Origin of the sequence: Xanthomonas sp. NCPPB 1754 (genome assembly GCF_041475725.2) — a bacterium.
Lineage (GTDB): Bacteria > Pseudomonadota > Gammaproteobacteria > Xanthomonadales > Xanthomonadaceae > Xanthomonas > Xanthomonas euvesicatoria.
Genome location: NZ_CM192982.1, coordinates 1,583,675 through 1,597,451, shown reverse-complemented (window position 1 = coordinate 1,597,451; position 13,777 = coordinate 1,583,675). Strand labels below are relative to the sequence as shown.

11 protein-coding genes and 1 pseudogene are annotated in these 13,777 nt (G+C 65.8%); 11 read left to right on the top strand and 1 reads right to left on the bottom strand.

Annotated features, from left to right (window positions below):
* The first annotated feature begins 102 nt into the window (after positions 1-102).
* From lpxD to ACCQ15_RS07040, 9 genes and pseudogenes are all read left to right on the top strand, one after another.
* On the top strand, positions 103-1,116 hold the full coding sequence (gene lpxD, locus ACCQ15_RS07080) for a UDP-3-O-(3-hydroxymyristoyl)glucosamine N-acyltransferase (RefSeq protein WP_008578280.1): 1,014 nt from the start codon (positions 103-105) through the stop codon (positions 1,114-1,116).
* A complete protein-coding gene (gene fabZ / locus ACCQ15_RS07075; RefSeq protein WP_003485378.1) occupies positions 1,113-1,571 on the top strand; it encodes a 3-hydroxyacyl-ACP dehydratase FabZ in 459 nt (152 codons plus the stop codon). Before lpxD ends, fabZ begins: the two co-directional genes overlap by 4 nt.
* Before the next feature lie 25 nt (positions 1,572-1,596).
* Positions 1,597-2,388, top strand: a complete 792-nt coding sequence (lpxA, locus tag ACCQ15_RS07070) for an acyl-ACP--UDP-N-acetylglucosamine O-acyltransferase (protein ID WP_011346889.1) — start codon at positions 1,597-1,599, stop codon at positions 2,386-2,388.
* Positions 2,389-2,417: 29 nt separating this feature from the next.
* Complete coding sequence (lpxB, locus tag ACCQ15_RS07065; protein ID WP_372381367.1) at positions 2,418-3,704, top strand: lipid-A-disaccharide synthase; 1,287 nt, start codon at positions 2,418-2,420, stop codon at positions 3,702-3,704.
* Entirely contained in the window at positions 3,701-4,438 is a 738-nt protein-coding gene (rnhB, locus tag ACCQ15_RS07060; protein ID WP_051876393.1) for a ribonuclease HII, read from the top strand. The genes lpxB and rnhB overlap by 4 nt, the downstream gene beginning before the upstream one ends.
* A gap of 217 nt (positions 4,439-4,655) precedes the next feature.
* Complete coding sequence (dnaE, locus tag ACCQ15_RS07055) at positions 4,656-8,246, top strand: DNA polymerase III subunit alpha (RefSeq protein ID WP_218502186.1); 3,591 nt, start codon at positions 4,656-4,658, stop codon at positions 8,244-8,246.
* A gap of 190 nt (positions 8,247-8,436) precedes the next feature.
* Entirely contained in the window at positions 8,437-9,396 is a 960-nt protein-coding gene (locus ACCQ15_RS07050) for an acetyl-CoA carboxylase carboxyltransferase subunit alpha (RefSeq protein WP_008578271.1), read from the top strand.
* A gap of 57 nt (positions 9,397-9,453) precedes the next feature.
* Entirely contained in the window at positions 9,454-10,209 is a 756-nt protein-coding gene (locus tag ACCQ15_RS07045) for a tetratricopeptide repeat protein (RefSeq protein ID WP_218541693.1), read from the top strand.
* Between the two features lie 24 nt (positions 10,210-10,233).
* Positions 10,234-10,748, top strand: a pseudogene (locus tag ACCQ15_RS07040) (hypothetical protein).
* 204 nt (positions 10,749-10,952) lie between these two features.
* Here ACCQ15_RS07040 and ACCQ15_RS07035 read toward each other — a convergent pair.
* Positions 10,953-11,399 (bottom strand): HemJ family protein, encoded by a 447-nt coding sequence (locus ACCQ15_RS07035; RefSeq protein WP_008578268.1) that lies wholly within the window; start codon positions 11,397-11,399, stop codon positions 10,953-10,955.
* A gap of 73 nt (positions 11,400-11,472) precedes the next feature.
* Between ACCQ15_RS07035 and ACCQ15_RS07030 the strand changes: the two genes are divergently transcribed.
* Positions 11,473-12,075 (top strand): methyltransferase, encoded by a 603-nt coding sequence (locus ACCQ15_RS07030; RefSeq protein WP_031421839.1) that lies wholly within the window; start codon positions 11,473-11,475, stop codon positions 12,073-12,075.
* Positions 12,076-12,341: 266 nt separating this feature from the next.
* A complete protein-coding gene (locus ACCQ15_RS07025) occupies positions 12,342-13,685 on the top strand; it encodes a polyhydroxyalkanoate depolymerase (protein ID WP_008578266.1) in 1,344 nt (447 codons plus the stop codon).
* Positions 13,686-13,777 lie beyond the last annotated feature (92 nt).

Genomic DNA, 13,777 nt, shown 5'->3' with positions numbered 1-13,777 from the left:
CGTTGCGGCCCGGCAAGCAATACGCTCGACTGTTTAGCCAACTTTTGGCGACGTTTCCCCCTGTTAAACCAGCCACTTACCGTTTACGCGAGGTTTACCCTGATGCGATTGACCGCCAGTGCGATTGCCGAACAATTCGGGTTGACCGTCGTCGGTGACGGCACCACCGAAGTCAGCGGCGTCGCCACCCTGGCCCATGCCGGCGCAGGCCAGCTGAGCTTCCTGTCCAACCCGCGCTATCGTCCGCAACTGGCCGACACCCAGGCCGCCGTCGTAGTGCTACGCGCCGACGATGCCGACGCCGCCAAGGGCACCGCGCTGGTCGCCAAGGATCCGTATACCGCATTCGCCAAGATCGCCGCGCTGTTCGACGTGGCACCGGTGCGCGAACCGGGCATCCATGCCTCTGCGGTGATCGACCCGACCGCCCAGGTGTCGCCTGGCGCGCATGTCGGTCCGTTCGTCAGCATCGGTGCGCGTAGCCGCGTGGGCGATGGCTGCGTGATCGGCACCGGCAGCATCATCGGCGAGGACTGCGTGGTGGACGAGGGCAGCGAACTGCTCGCCCGCGTCACCCTGGTCACGCGCGTGCGGTTGGGCAAGCGCGTGCGCATCCACCCCGGCGCGGTGATCGGCGCCGACGGCTTCGGCCTGGCCATGGATGCCGGGCACTGGATCAAGGTGCCCCAGCTCGGCGGTGTGGTGATCGGCGACGACTGCGAAATCGGTGCCAATACCTGCATCGACCGCGGTGCGCTGGAAGACACCGTGCTGGAAGAAGACGTGCGCGTGGACAACCTGGTGCAGATCGCGCACAACTGCCGCATCGGCGCGCACAGTGCGATCGCTGGCTGCACCGGCATTGCCGGTAGCGCCAAGATCGGCCGTTATTGCCTGCTGGGCGGGCATGTCGGCGTGGTCGGCCACCTGGAGATCTGCGACAAGGTGGTGATCACCGGCAAGTCTGTCGTGCGTAATTCCATCCATGAGCCGGGCGAGTACTCGTCCGGCACCCCTCTCACCGACAATCGCACGTGGCGCAAAAACGCCGCGCGCTTCAAGCAGCTTGATGTGCTCGCTAGGCGCATCCTGGCTGTGGGCAAGGAGAAAGAATGAGCCACCACGTTTACGAACTGCCGATCGACGTCAGTCAAATCCAGACGCTGCTCCCGCACCGTTACCCGTTTCTGCTGGTCGACCGCATCCTCGAACTCGATCTTGAAACCAAGTGGATCGTGGCGCAGAAGAACGTCAGCATCAACGAGCCGTTCTTCCAGGGCCATTTTCCGAACCGCCCGGTGATGCCTGGCGTGCTGATCATCGAGGCGCTGGCGCAGGTCGGCGGCGTGATGACCCAGCTCGGTCTGGGCCGCGATGCCTTGTCGCAGCTGTTCTATATGGTCAAGGTGGACAAGGCCCGCTTCAACAAGCAGGTGGTCCCGGGTGACGTATTGATCATGGAAGTGCAGATGAAGCGCCTGATCCGCAACGTGGGATGCTTCTACGGCGAAGCCAAGGTCGATGGCGAAGTGGTGGCCAGTGCCGAGGTGATGTGCGCCGGCGCCAGGTAATCACCCGCTTTCGGAGTAAGACACGATGCGCGATTCAACACCTTTGATTCATCCGACGGCGGTCATCGATCCATCGGCAACGCTGGCAGACGACGTCCGCGTCGGCGCCTTCTCGTTGATCGGCGCCGATGTGCAGATCGGGGCGGGCACCGAGGTGGGGCCACATTGCTCGATCCACGGCCCGACCCGGATCGGTCGCAACAACCGCTTCATCGGCCACGCCGCGATCGGCGGCGAACCGCAGGACAAGAAGTACGCTGGCGAGCGCACCGAACTGGTGATCGGCGACGGCAACGTGATCCGCGAATTCGTCACCATCAATCGCGGCACCGGCGGCGGCGGCGGCGTCACCGTGGTCGGCAACGACAACTGGATGCTGGCCTATACGCACGTGGCGCACGACTGCCATGTAGGCAACCACTGCGTGTTTTCCAACAACACCACGCTCGCCGGCCACGTCACCGTGGGCGACTACGTAATCATCAGCGGCTTTGCCGGCGCGCATCAGTTTTGCCGCATCGGCGCGCATGCCTTCCTGGGCATGGGCGCGCTGACCAATGGCGACGTCCCGCCGTTCACCATGGTGGGCAGCGACTCGCTGGGGCGTCCGCGCGGCATCAATAGCGAAGGGCTCAAGCGTCGCGGTTTCGACGCCGAACGCATCACCGCGATCAAGCGCGCCTACCGCACGCTGTACGTGGCCGGCCTGCCGCTGGCCGATGCCAAGCTGCAGCTGGCCGAACAGGCCAAGAGCAGCGAGGATGTGCGCGGCATGCTCGAGTTCATCGAAGCGGCAGAACGGCCGTTGTTACGATGAAGGGAATCGGGAATCGGGAGTCGGGAATCGTGGACGGTCAGCGCAACGGCGCGTCGGTCGGCAGCGACCCGACTGCGCTGCCGATTCCCCATTCCCCACTCCCCATTCCCGGCGCGCATGCGCGCCCTCCCCGCATCGCGCTGATCGCTGGCGAGGCCTCTGGCGACATCCTGGGCGCGGGACTGATCGAGCAGCTGCGGCTGCGCTATCCGAATGCCGAATTCGTCGGCATCGGTGGCGATGCGATGCGTGGGGTCGGTTGCCAGACCTGGTTCGATGCCAGCGAGCTGGCGGTGATGGGCCTGACCGAGGTGCTGCGGCATTTGCCGCGCCTGCTCAAGCTGCGCAGCGCGTTCCGCGAGCGGGTGCTGGCGTGGAAGCCGGACGTGTTCATCGGCATCGACGCGCCGGATTTCAACCTCCCGGTGGAACGCTGGCTCAAGCAGCGCGAGATCAAGACCGTGCACTACGTCAGCCCGTCGGTGTGGGCGTGGCGCGAGAAGCGTGCCGAAAAAATCGGCGTCAGCGCCGATCTGGTGCTGTGCCTGTTTCCGATGGAACCGCCGATCTACGCCAGGCATGGCGTGGACGCCCGTTTTGTCGGCCACCCGATGGCCGACGATATCGCCTACCAGGCCGACCGCGCAGCGGCGCGCGCAACGCTGGGCCTGTCCGCCTCCAGCACCGTCCTGGCAGTGTTGCCGGGCAGCCGGCACGGCGAAATCAGCCGGCTCGGCGACACCTTTTTCCAGGCCGCATGGCTGGTGTCCGAGCACCTGCCCAACCTGCACGTGCTGGTACCGGCCGCCAATCCGGGCTGCAAGCAACTGCTGGCCGAGCAGCTCTCACGCTCGTCGCTGCCGGTGATGCGCTCCCACCTGCTCGACGGCCAGGCACGCACTGCGATGCTGGCCGCCGACGTGGTGCTGCTGGCCTCCGGCACCGCCACGCTGGAAGCGATGCTGGTCAAGCGCCCGATGGTGGTGGGCTACAAGGTCGCACCGCTCACCTACCGCATCGTCAAGCTGCTGGGCCTGCTCAAGGTCAACCGCTACGCCCTGCCCAATATCCTGGCCAATGACGACCTGGCGCCGGAACTGATGCAGGACGACTGCACCCCCGAGCGCCTGTGCGTGGCGCTGCTGGACTGGTTCAAACACCCCGACAAGGTCGCCGCCCTGCAACCGCGCTACCTGGCCCTGCATGCGCAGTTGCGCCGCGACGCGTCGGCGCGGGCAGCGGATGCGGTGGCCGGGCTGCTGGAAGGCAGGGATTCGGAGGTCGGGATTGGGGATTCGGCAGGAGCGAAGGCATGAAAATCATTGCTTTAGGCACCCAAGCCGATAGCGCCGACGCTGAGGCGCGCCAGTCGCCCTTGTTTGACCAATCCCAAATCCCGAATGTCGAATCCCGGCGTTTGATCGCCGGCGTCGACGAAGCTGGCCGCGGCCCGCTGGCCGGTCCGGTGGCCGTGGCGGCCGTGGTGTTCGACCCCGGCAAACCACGCATCAATGGGCTGGACGATTCCAAGCAGCTCACGGCCGAGCGGCGCGAGCAGCTGTATGCGCGCATCGTCGACCGGGCGCTGGCGTGGTCGGTGGTGTTGATCCACAGCGAAGAGATCGACCGCATCAATATCTATCAGGCGACTATGCTCGGCATGCGGCGCGCGGTGGAAGGCGTGGCGCATGTGGCCGGGTTCGCGCGCATCGATGGCAACCGTGTGCCCAAAGGCCTGCCCTGCCCGGCCGAGGCATTGATCGGTGGCGACGCGCTGGACCGCGCCATCATGGCCGCCTCGATCGTGGCCAAGGTGACGCGCGACCGGCTGATGCACGAACTGCACACGCGGCACCCGGAATATCGCTTCGATCAGCACAAGGGCTACAGCACGCCGGTGCATCTGGCCGCGTTGCAAACCCACGGGCCATGCCCCCAGCACCGGCGCAGCTTTGCGCCGGTGCGCCTGGCGCTGGAAGGCCGCAACCCGGGGCCCGGGACCCGGGACCCGGAACAGCTGCAGGTGGGCCGGTTGGTGGTGCCGCTTTAGAGGTCGGGACCCGGGACCCGGAAAAGCACCAGCACAGCAACAGCAAAGAAACGACGAGTGGCGTCCCGCCACGTCTTCCCGCTTTGCTTTCCCGGGTCCCCGGTGCCAGGTCCCGGCTCCTCAAGCCTGTCAGGTCCCCAGGTCCCGCCCCCAGCTGTCAAGCCTTGTTCGCCCCCGCCCCCGCCGGTACCCTGACCGCGCATTATTCCGGTCCCGCATGTCCACTTCCCGCTTCGTCCATCTGCACGTCCACACCGAGTTCTCGCTGGCGGATTCCACCATCCGTGTGCCCGAGAAACCGGATCAGGCTGACCCGAAAAAGGCCAAGCAGGCCAACCTGCTGAGCCGGGCAGTCGAACTCGACATGCCCGCGCTGGCGGTCACCGACCTCAACAACCTGTTCGCGCTGGTCAAGTTCTACAAGGCGGCCGAAGGCGTGGGCATCAAGCCGATCGCCGGCGCCGATGTGATGATCGCCACCCCGGACATGACGCCCTGGCGCATGACCCTGCTGTGCCGCGACCGCGAGGGCTACCTGAGCCTGTCGCGGCTGCTCACCCGCGCCTGGATGGAAGGCCACCGCCCCGAAGGCGGCGTGGCGATCCATCCGGAATGGCTGCAGGCCGGGCACGCCAACCTGTTTGCGCTGGCCGGCCGCGACAGCCTGGCCGGGCGCCTGTTCAACGAGGGCCGCGCGGACCTGGCCGAGCAACAGCTGGCCGACTGGCAGCGCGTGTTCGGCGATGGCCTGCACCTGGAACTGACCCGCACCGGGCGCGAGGGCGAAGAACGCTTCAACCAGTTCGCCCTGCACGCCGCGGGCGTGCGCGGGCTGCCGGTAGTGGCCAGCAACGACGTGCGTTTTTTGTACGCCAGCGACTTCAATGCGCACGAAGCGCGCGTCTGCATTTCCTCTGGCCGCGTGCTCGACGACCCCAAGCGCCCGCGCGAGTACAGCGATCAGCAGTACATGAAGTCCAGCGAGGAGATGGCGGCGCTGTTCGCCGACATCCCCGACGCCATCGACAACACCCACGCGCTGGCGCAGCGCTGCAACATCGAGATGCGCCTGGGCACCTACTTCCTGCCCGCCTACCCGGTGCCGGAAGACGAGACCCTGGACAGCTGGATCCGCAGCCAGTCGCGACAGGGTCTGGCCGCACGCCTGGAAAAGAACCCGATCGCGCCGGGCAAGACCCGCCAGGACTATGTGGACCGGCTCGAATTCGAGCTGGACACCATCATCAAGATGGGCTTTCCCGGCTACTTCCTGATCGTGGCCGACTTTATCCAGTGGGGCAAAAACCAGGGCATTCCGATCGGCCCGGGCCGCGGTTCCGGTGCCGGCTCGCTGGTGGCCTGGGCGCTGCAGATCACCGACCTGGACCCACTGCCCTACAACCTGCTGTTCGAGCGCTTTTTGAATCCAGAGCGCGTGTCGATGCCCGACTTCGACATCGACTTCTGCATGGACCGCCGCGACGAAGTCATCGACTACGTGGCGCGCAAATACGGCCGCGAACGCGTCAGCCAGATCATCACCTACGGCACCATGGCCGCCAAGGCGGTGGTGCGCGATGCCGGGCGCGTGCTGGGCTTCTCGTATGGGCTGGTGGACAGCGTGGCCAAGCTGATCCCCAACATCCTGGGCATCACGCTCAAGGACGCGATGGGCGAAGGCAAGGACTCGGAGATGGCCTCGCCGGACCTGATCCAGCGCTACCAGGTCGAAGACGACGTGCGCGACCTGATGGACCTGGCGCGCCAGCTCGAAGACCTCACCCGCAACGCCGGCAAGCACGCCGGCGGCGTGGTGATCGCCCCCGATCCACTCTCCGAGTTCTGCCCGCTGTTCGCCGAACACGACGAAGATGGCCGCGGCAAGAACCCGGTGACCCAGTTCGACAAGGACGACGTCGAAGCGGTGGGCCTGGTGAAGTTCGACTTCCTCGGCCTGCGCACGCTGACCATCATCGATTGGGCGGTCAAGGCGATCAACGTGCGCCACGCGCGCGCCGGCATCGACCCGGTCGACATCACCGCCATTCCGCTCGACGACGTGCCCACCTACAAGGGCGTGTTCGCCTCGGGCAATACTGGTGCGGTGTTCCAGTTCGAATCCTCGGGCATGCGCCGCCTGCTCAAGGACGCGCGCCCGGACCGCTTCGAGGACCTGATCGCGCTGGTGTCGCTGTACCGTCCCGGCCCGATGGACCTGATCCCGGACTTCAACGCGCGCAAGCACGGCCAGCAGGAGATCGTCTACCCCGATCCGCGCACCGAAGTCATCCTGAAAGACACCTACGGCATCATGGTGTATCAGGAGCAGGTGATGCAGATGGCGCAGATCGTCGGCGACTATTCGCTGGGCGGCGCCGACCTGCTGCGTCGCGCGATGGGCAAGAAGGTGCCGGCCGAAATGGCCAAGCACCGCGAAATCTTCCGCGAAGGTGCGGCCAAGGGCGGCGTGAGCGCAGCCAAGGCCGACGAAATCTTCGACCTGATGGAGAAGTTCGCCGGCTACGGCTTCAACAAGTCGCACGCCGCCGCCTACGCGTTGGTCAGCTACCAGACTGCGTGGCTGAAACGGCATTACCCGGCCGAATTCATGGCCGCCACGCTGTCCTCTGACATGGACAACACCGACAAGGTGGTCGGCTTTCTCGATGAAGTGCGCAACCTCGGCCTCACCGTCAAGCCGCCGCGCGTCAACGAGTCAGCGTACATGTTCGAGGCCGCCAGCCCGGACACCATCCAGTACGGCCTGGGCGCGATCAAGGGCGTCGGCCAGGGCGCCTGCGAGGCGATCGTCGAAGAACGCCAGCGCGGCGGCCCCTACACCACGCTGCTGGATTTCTGCACGCGCGTGGGCACCGCAAGGCTCAACCGGCGCACGCTGGAAGCGATGATCAATGCCGGCGCGATGGATGGGCTGGGCAAGAACCGCGCCTCGCTGATGCTGCAGCTGCCCGAGGTGATGAAGGCCACCGAGCAGATGGCGCGTGAACGCGCCTCCGGGCAGAACTCGCTGTTCGGCGGGCCGGACCCGAGCGCCCCGGCAATGCGCCTGGACCTGCCCGAAAGCAAGGAATGGCCGTTGGGCCAGCTGCTCACCGGCGAGCGCGAAACGCTGGGCTTCTATCTCAGCGGCCACCCGTTCGACCCGCACCGCGAAGAAGTCCGCGAGCTGGTTGGCTGCGACCTGGGTGCGCTGGAAAAGATCCTGGCCTCACAACAACGTGGCGGCGGTGGGGGCGGTGGCGATGGCGAAAAACGCGCCTGGCGGCCGGAAGTGAGCGCGATCCTGGCCGGCCAGGTGGTCGGCGTACGCCGCAAGGGCGACAGCCAGGTGTTCGTGCAGCTCGAAGACGGCCGCGGCCGGGTCGAATGCAGCGCGTTTTCCGATGCGATGGCCGAATTCGGCCACCTGCTCACCCGCGACCGCATCCTGATCGTCAAGGGCGGCCTGCGCGAGGACGAATTCAACGGCGGCTACAGCCTGCGCATCCGTCAGTGCTGGGACTACGAGCAGATCTGCGCCGACCACGCGCAGCGGCTGTCGCTGCGCCTGGACCTGCGCGAAAAGCAGGCCTTCAAGCGCATCGACGCCCTGCTGGCCAAGCACCGCCCCGGCAAGACGCCCCTGCGCCTGGACTTGCTGCTACGCGCGCCCAGCGGCGGCGTGGCCGGCATGCTCGACCTCAACGGCAACCACTCGGTGCGCATCGACCAGCAGCTGATGGACGGCCTGCGCGCAGACCCGGCGGTGCGGACGGTGAAGATCAAGTACAGCCCGCCGTGGGCGTGAGGGGCCGGGATTGGGGATTGGAGATTGGGGATTGGGGATTTGTAACGGCAGTCTACTGGCACGTCGAAGCCGCGATAGTGCTCTTGCGAATCCCGGATCCCCAATCCCGGCCATGCAACCGCACGGCTGCGTACGGGCCAGCCACACCGCTTCAGCTACACTCCCCGCCTTACGTTGACGACGCCATTGCATGAATCCTAACTACCTCGACTTCGAGCAACCCATCGCCGATCTGGAAGCAAAGATCCAGGAACTGCGCAAGGCCAGTACCGGGCCTGCGGTCAACGTGGAGACCGAAGTGCGGGCGCTGCGCGACAAGCTGCGCGTGCGCACCGCGCAGATCTTCCGCGATCTGTCGGCCTGGCAAGTCTCGCAGCTGGCGCGTCATCCGCAGCGCCCGTACACGCTGGACTACATCGACACCATCTGCGACGAATTCCAGGAGTTGGCCGGCGACCGCGCCTATGCCGACGACAAGGCCATCGTCGGTGGCCTGGGCCGCATCGACGGGCGCCCGGTGGTGATCATCGGCCACCAGAAGGGCCGCGACACCAAGACCAAGGTGGCGCGCAACTTCGGCATGCCGCGCCCGGAGGGCTACCGCAAGGCCTTGCGCCTGATGAAGCTGGCCGAGCGCTTCCGCCTGCCGCTGCTGACCTTCATCGACACCCCCGGCGCCTACCCTGGCATCGGCGCCGAAGAGCGCGGCCAGAGCGAGGCGATCGCGCGCAACCTGCTGGAAATGGCCGAGCTGAAAATTCCGGTGATCTGCACCGTCATCGGCGAAGGCGGCTCCGGCGGCGCGCTGGCCATCGGTGTGGGCGACCGCACCCTGATGCTGGAATACGGCACCTATTCGGTGATTTCGCCGGAAGGCTGCGCCTCGATCCTGTGGAAGGACGCGGCCAAGGCCAAGGACGCCGCCGAACAGCTCGGCCTGACCGCCAAGCGCCTGAAGGGCCTGGGCCTGGTCGACAAGGTGATCCGTGAACCCACCGGCGGTGCGCATCGCAATCCCGAACAGATGGGCAAGCGCCTGAAAGCGGTGCTGCTCAACGAGCTGGACGCGCTGGAAAAGATTCCAGTGGATGCGTTGCTGCAGCAGCGCTACGAGCGCCTGCGCAGCTATGGTGCCTACGAAGGGCATTGATTCGCACGATGGCCGGCCGCGCCCAGTGCGCGGCCATGGAAAGGACGCCACACCCGCATGTCTCCGCTCCTGCTGATCTCGCTGCTGCTGCAAGCCGCCTGCTGCGTCCACGTCGTGCGCAGCGGGCGGCCCCTGTACTGGATCTTCCTGCTGCTGGCGTTTTCGCTGCTGGCGGTGCTGGTCTATGTGTGCGTGGCGGTCATCCCCGATCTGCGCAACGACCCCAATGCACGCCGTCGCCTCAAGCGCGTGCGCAGCACCCTGGATCCGCAACGCGAACAGCGCGATGCCTCGCGCCGACTGGATGTGGCCGACACTCCGGAAAATCGCCGCCAGCTCGCAGAGACCTTGCTGGCGCGCGGCGATTACGCCCGGGCCGCCGAGCATTACCAGGGCGCGTTGCGCGGCTTGTATCGCGATGATCCGCACCTGATGCTCGGTCTGGCCAAGGCCCAGTTCGGGCTGGGCCAGCCACAGCAGACGCGGCAGACCCTGGATGCCTTGATCGCGGCCAATCCCAGCTTCCGCTCGCATGACGGGCATCTGCTGTATGCACGCGCGGTCGAAGGCAGCGGCGACACCGAGGCTGCGCTGCACGAGTACGAAACGCTGGCCCAAGGCTATCCGGGCGAAGAAGCGCGCGTGCGCTATGCACAACTGCTGCAGCGCATCGCACGCAATGACCAGGCCAGGGCGGTGTACGAACAGGTGCTGCGTCACGCCGCCGCCTCGCCCAAGCATTACCAACGCGAGCAACGCGCCTGGGTCGACCTGGCACGCAAGGGCCTGCGCGAGCTGGACACCAGCGCCTGAGGGCCGCCGACAAGACGCTCGCAGCTGCAGGTCACATGCATTGAATCGCTCGGCAACGAATCGCTCGGCACCTGATCAAGGCCATCAACGTGCAAAGGAAGCCTGAAATCGAGGCAGTTCTGAAAGCCGAGATCGATCATCTGCTGGAGCAATCCACACAGCGGTTTCGCAGCGGCGCCCTGGCGGAATCGCTCGCCCTGGGATTACAGGCGTGGGCGCTGATCCCCGAACCCAAGGCGAACTGGGACTATTACCCGCAAAGCCTGTCTGCAAGTTTCGTCAAGGATTACGCCGACCTGCACGATCAGGAAAACTTGCATCGATGGATCGAGGTGATGGCGCTGATGTACGACGACCCAGACCACACCGATCATCTTGTGCTGATGACCGAAGGCGAGGCGATGCTGCAGCTCGGCGATGAGGCACGTGCCTGCGCTGCCTTCGGCAAAATTCACGCGCTGTACGGCAAAAAGGGATTTGCCGGACACCAGAAACGGTATCTGGAGATGCTGCTCAAGCCACACCCGACCGGCGCATGAATTCATATGCGCCCTAGCGCGGCCTGCCGGATTCATCGACCCTTGCCCCGGTGCGCACATCGCGACGTCACTGGCCGTCCCATCATGAAGCACCGCAGGCATTCGCGGTGGGACACCGGAATGCCCCGCATTTTTAGCAGTGGCAGCTGTGGGCACCTGCGCGCCGAAGCCGTCGGGCGTACGTAGATGCGGTGCGCAATGCGCTCAGAACGGCTTGGCCAGCACCAGCCAGATCACGCCGACCAGCAGGATCACCGGTGCTTCATTGAACCAGCGCAACGCCCGCCCGCTGGGCACTGCACGCCCCTGTTCGGCGCCTTTGACCCAGCGGCCGGACACGATGTAGTGGGCCAGAATCAAGGCCACGGCAAACAGCTTGGCGTGCAACCAGCCGCCAGCGACCATCGTCGGGAAATCCGGAATGACCCGGTAGCCCTGCCATAGCACCGCGCCCAGCAGCAGCGCCAGACCGAGCATGCTGTGGCCGAATGTGTAGAGCCGCCGCCCCATCAACACCAGGCGCGCGCGCACCGCGGTGTCGCTGCCGGCTTCGGCGATGTTGACCAGAATGCGCGGCAGGTAGAACACCGCGGCCATCCAGGCGATCACGAACAACAGATGGAAGGTCTTGATCCACAAATACAGGGTCATGCGCTGGCTCCGCTGGCTCGCGTAGGATGGCCCGCATTTTCACCTATCCGCGCGCGCGAAAGCAGCCAAGCCCATGCAGCAGTCCGCCTCCAAACAATACGACGCCCACTATTTCCGCCGCTGGTATCGCGATGCCGGCCTGGCCGATCCCGCGCGCCTGCGACGCAAGGTCGCACTCGCCGTCGCACAGGCCGAGTACTACCTGGAACGACCGATCCGCAGCGTGCTCGACGTCGGCTGCGGCGAGGCCGCGTGGCGCGCGCCGTTGTTGGCGTTGCGGCCGAAGCTGAGCTATCTGGGTTTCGACAGCAGCGCCTATGCGGTGCAGCGTTATGGCCGCAGCCGCCAGATCCACCCCGCCCGCTTCGGCGACTTCGCCTGGTTGCGCCCGTGCGCACCGGTGGACTTGCTGATCTGCTCGGACGTGCTGCATTACGTGCCCACCCGCGAATTCAACCAGGGCCTGCCTGGATTGGCCGAGATGTGCGCAGGCGTGGCGTTTCTGGAAGCCTTCGCCGAAGAAGATGCGTTCGAGGGCGATCACGACGGTTTCCAGGCGCGACCGGCGCGCTGGTATCGCAAGCGCTTCGCCAGCGTGGGCTTCGCTGCGCTGGGGTCGCACTGCTGGCTGTCGCCGCAGCTGGCTGACCAGGCATCGGCGCTGGAGCGCGGCTGAGCGGGATGGTGGCTGCCAGCGAGCAGCGCGTGGGGGTATCGCGTCGCCTGGAGCCATCGCTGCGTCGATCGCCCAGCACCTTCTCCCCCGCTCCGCGCCCTGCCCGCGCTTGCGGCGGGGCGCTCAAGGTACGCGTCAGGTGGTGCGCAAGGCCTGTCGTCGCGCCCCGCAGTCAAGGCGCTCGCCTTCCAGAAATCGCTGCCACAGCGCTGTGACAGCCTCAACCGTCCGCAGCCCCATTAAGGTGCAAATGCGCCAAAACCGGTATGCTGCGCGGCAGCAAAACCGCACGGATGGGTGGAATGCTTTATCAACTGCATGAGCTGACCCGCAATCTGCTAGCCCCCTGGGTGCATCAGGCCCAGGCGAACGCCAAGATGTTTTCCGACCCCGACAGCCTGTGGGCCTCGCTCCCGGGCGCCGAGCGTATGGCCGCCAGCAACGAGCTGTTCCATCGTCTGGGCAAGGAATACGAAAAGCCGGCCTGGGCGCTCGACGATGTCGAGGTCGACGGCCATTCGCTGCCGATCATCGAACGCGAAGTGCTGAGCAAGCCGTTCTGCCGGTTACTGCGCTTCAAGCGTTTCAGCGACCACGTCGAACTGATCGGCAAGATGAAGGAGCAGCCCGCCGTGCTGGTGGTTGCGCCGTTGTCCGGCCACCACGCCACGTTGCTGCGCGACACCGTGCGCACCCTGCTGCGCAACCACAAGGTCTACGTGACCGATTGGGTGGATGCGCGCATGGTGCCGCTGGAGGCCGGCGCGTTCCGGCTCGAGGACTACATCACCTACATCCAGGAGTTCATCCGCCACATCGGCGCCGAGCGCCTGCATGTGGTGAGCGTGTGCCAGCCCACCGTGCCGGTGCTGGCGGCAGTGTCGCTGATGGCCAGCAACGACGAGCCCACCCCGCGCTCGCTGGTGATGATGGGCGGTCCGATCGATGCGCGTCGTAGCCCCACCCAGGTCAACAACCTGGCCACGGAAAACGGCATCGAGTGGTTCCAGAACAACCTGATCCACACGGTGCCGTTCCCGTATCCGGGCCATGGCCGCCAGGTGTATCCGGGCTTCCTGCAGCACGCCGGCTTCCTGTCGATGAACCCCAACCGGCACGTGATGTCGCACTGGGATTTCTACACCGACCTGGTCAAGGGCGACCTGCAGGATGCGCAAGCGCACCGGCAGTTCTACGACGAATACAACGCCGTGCTCGACATGCCGGCCGAGTATTACCTGGACACCATCCGCGTGGTGTTTCAGGAGTTTTTGCTGCCCCAGGGCAAGTGGAAAGTGGACGGCCAACTGGTCAAGCCATCGGCGATCCGCAATACCGCGCTGCTGAGCATCGAAGGCGAACTGGACGACATCGCCGGCCTCGGCCAGACCGAGGCGGTGCACGATCTGTGCACCGGCATCGATGCGGCGCATCGTCGTCACCTGGTCGTGGAAGGCGCCGGTCACTACGGCATTTTCAGCGGCCGCCGCTGGCGCGAGGTGGTGTATCCGCAGGTGCGCGAATTCATCGCGCGCTACGATGCGGATCCGGTCGGTAGCCGCGACCTGGCCACCGTGACCCCGATCCGCAAGCGCGGCAAACGCGCCTGAGGTACCCAAGAAAATCCCCGGCAATGCCGGGGATTTTCATCTTGATCTGCGTGCAACCGCCACAGCGCGTCATGCCAGCGGCAAGTACCACC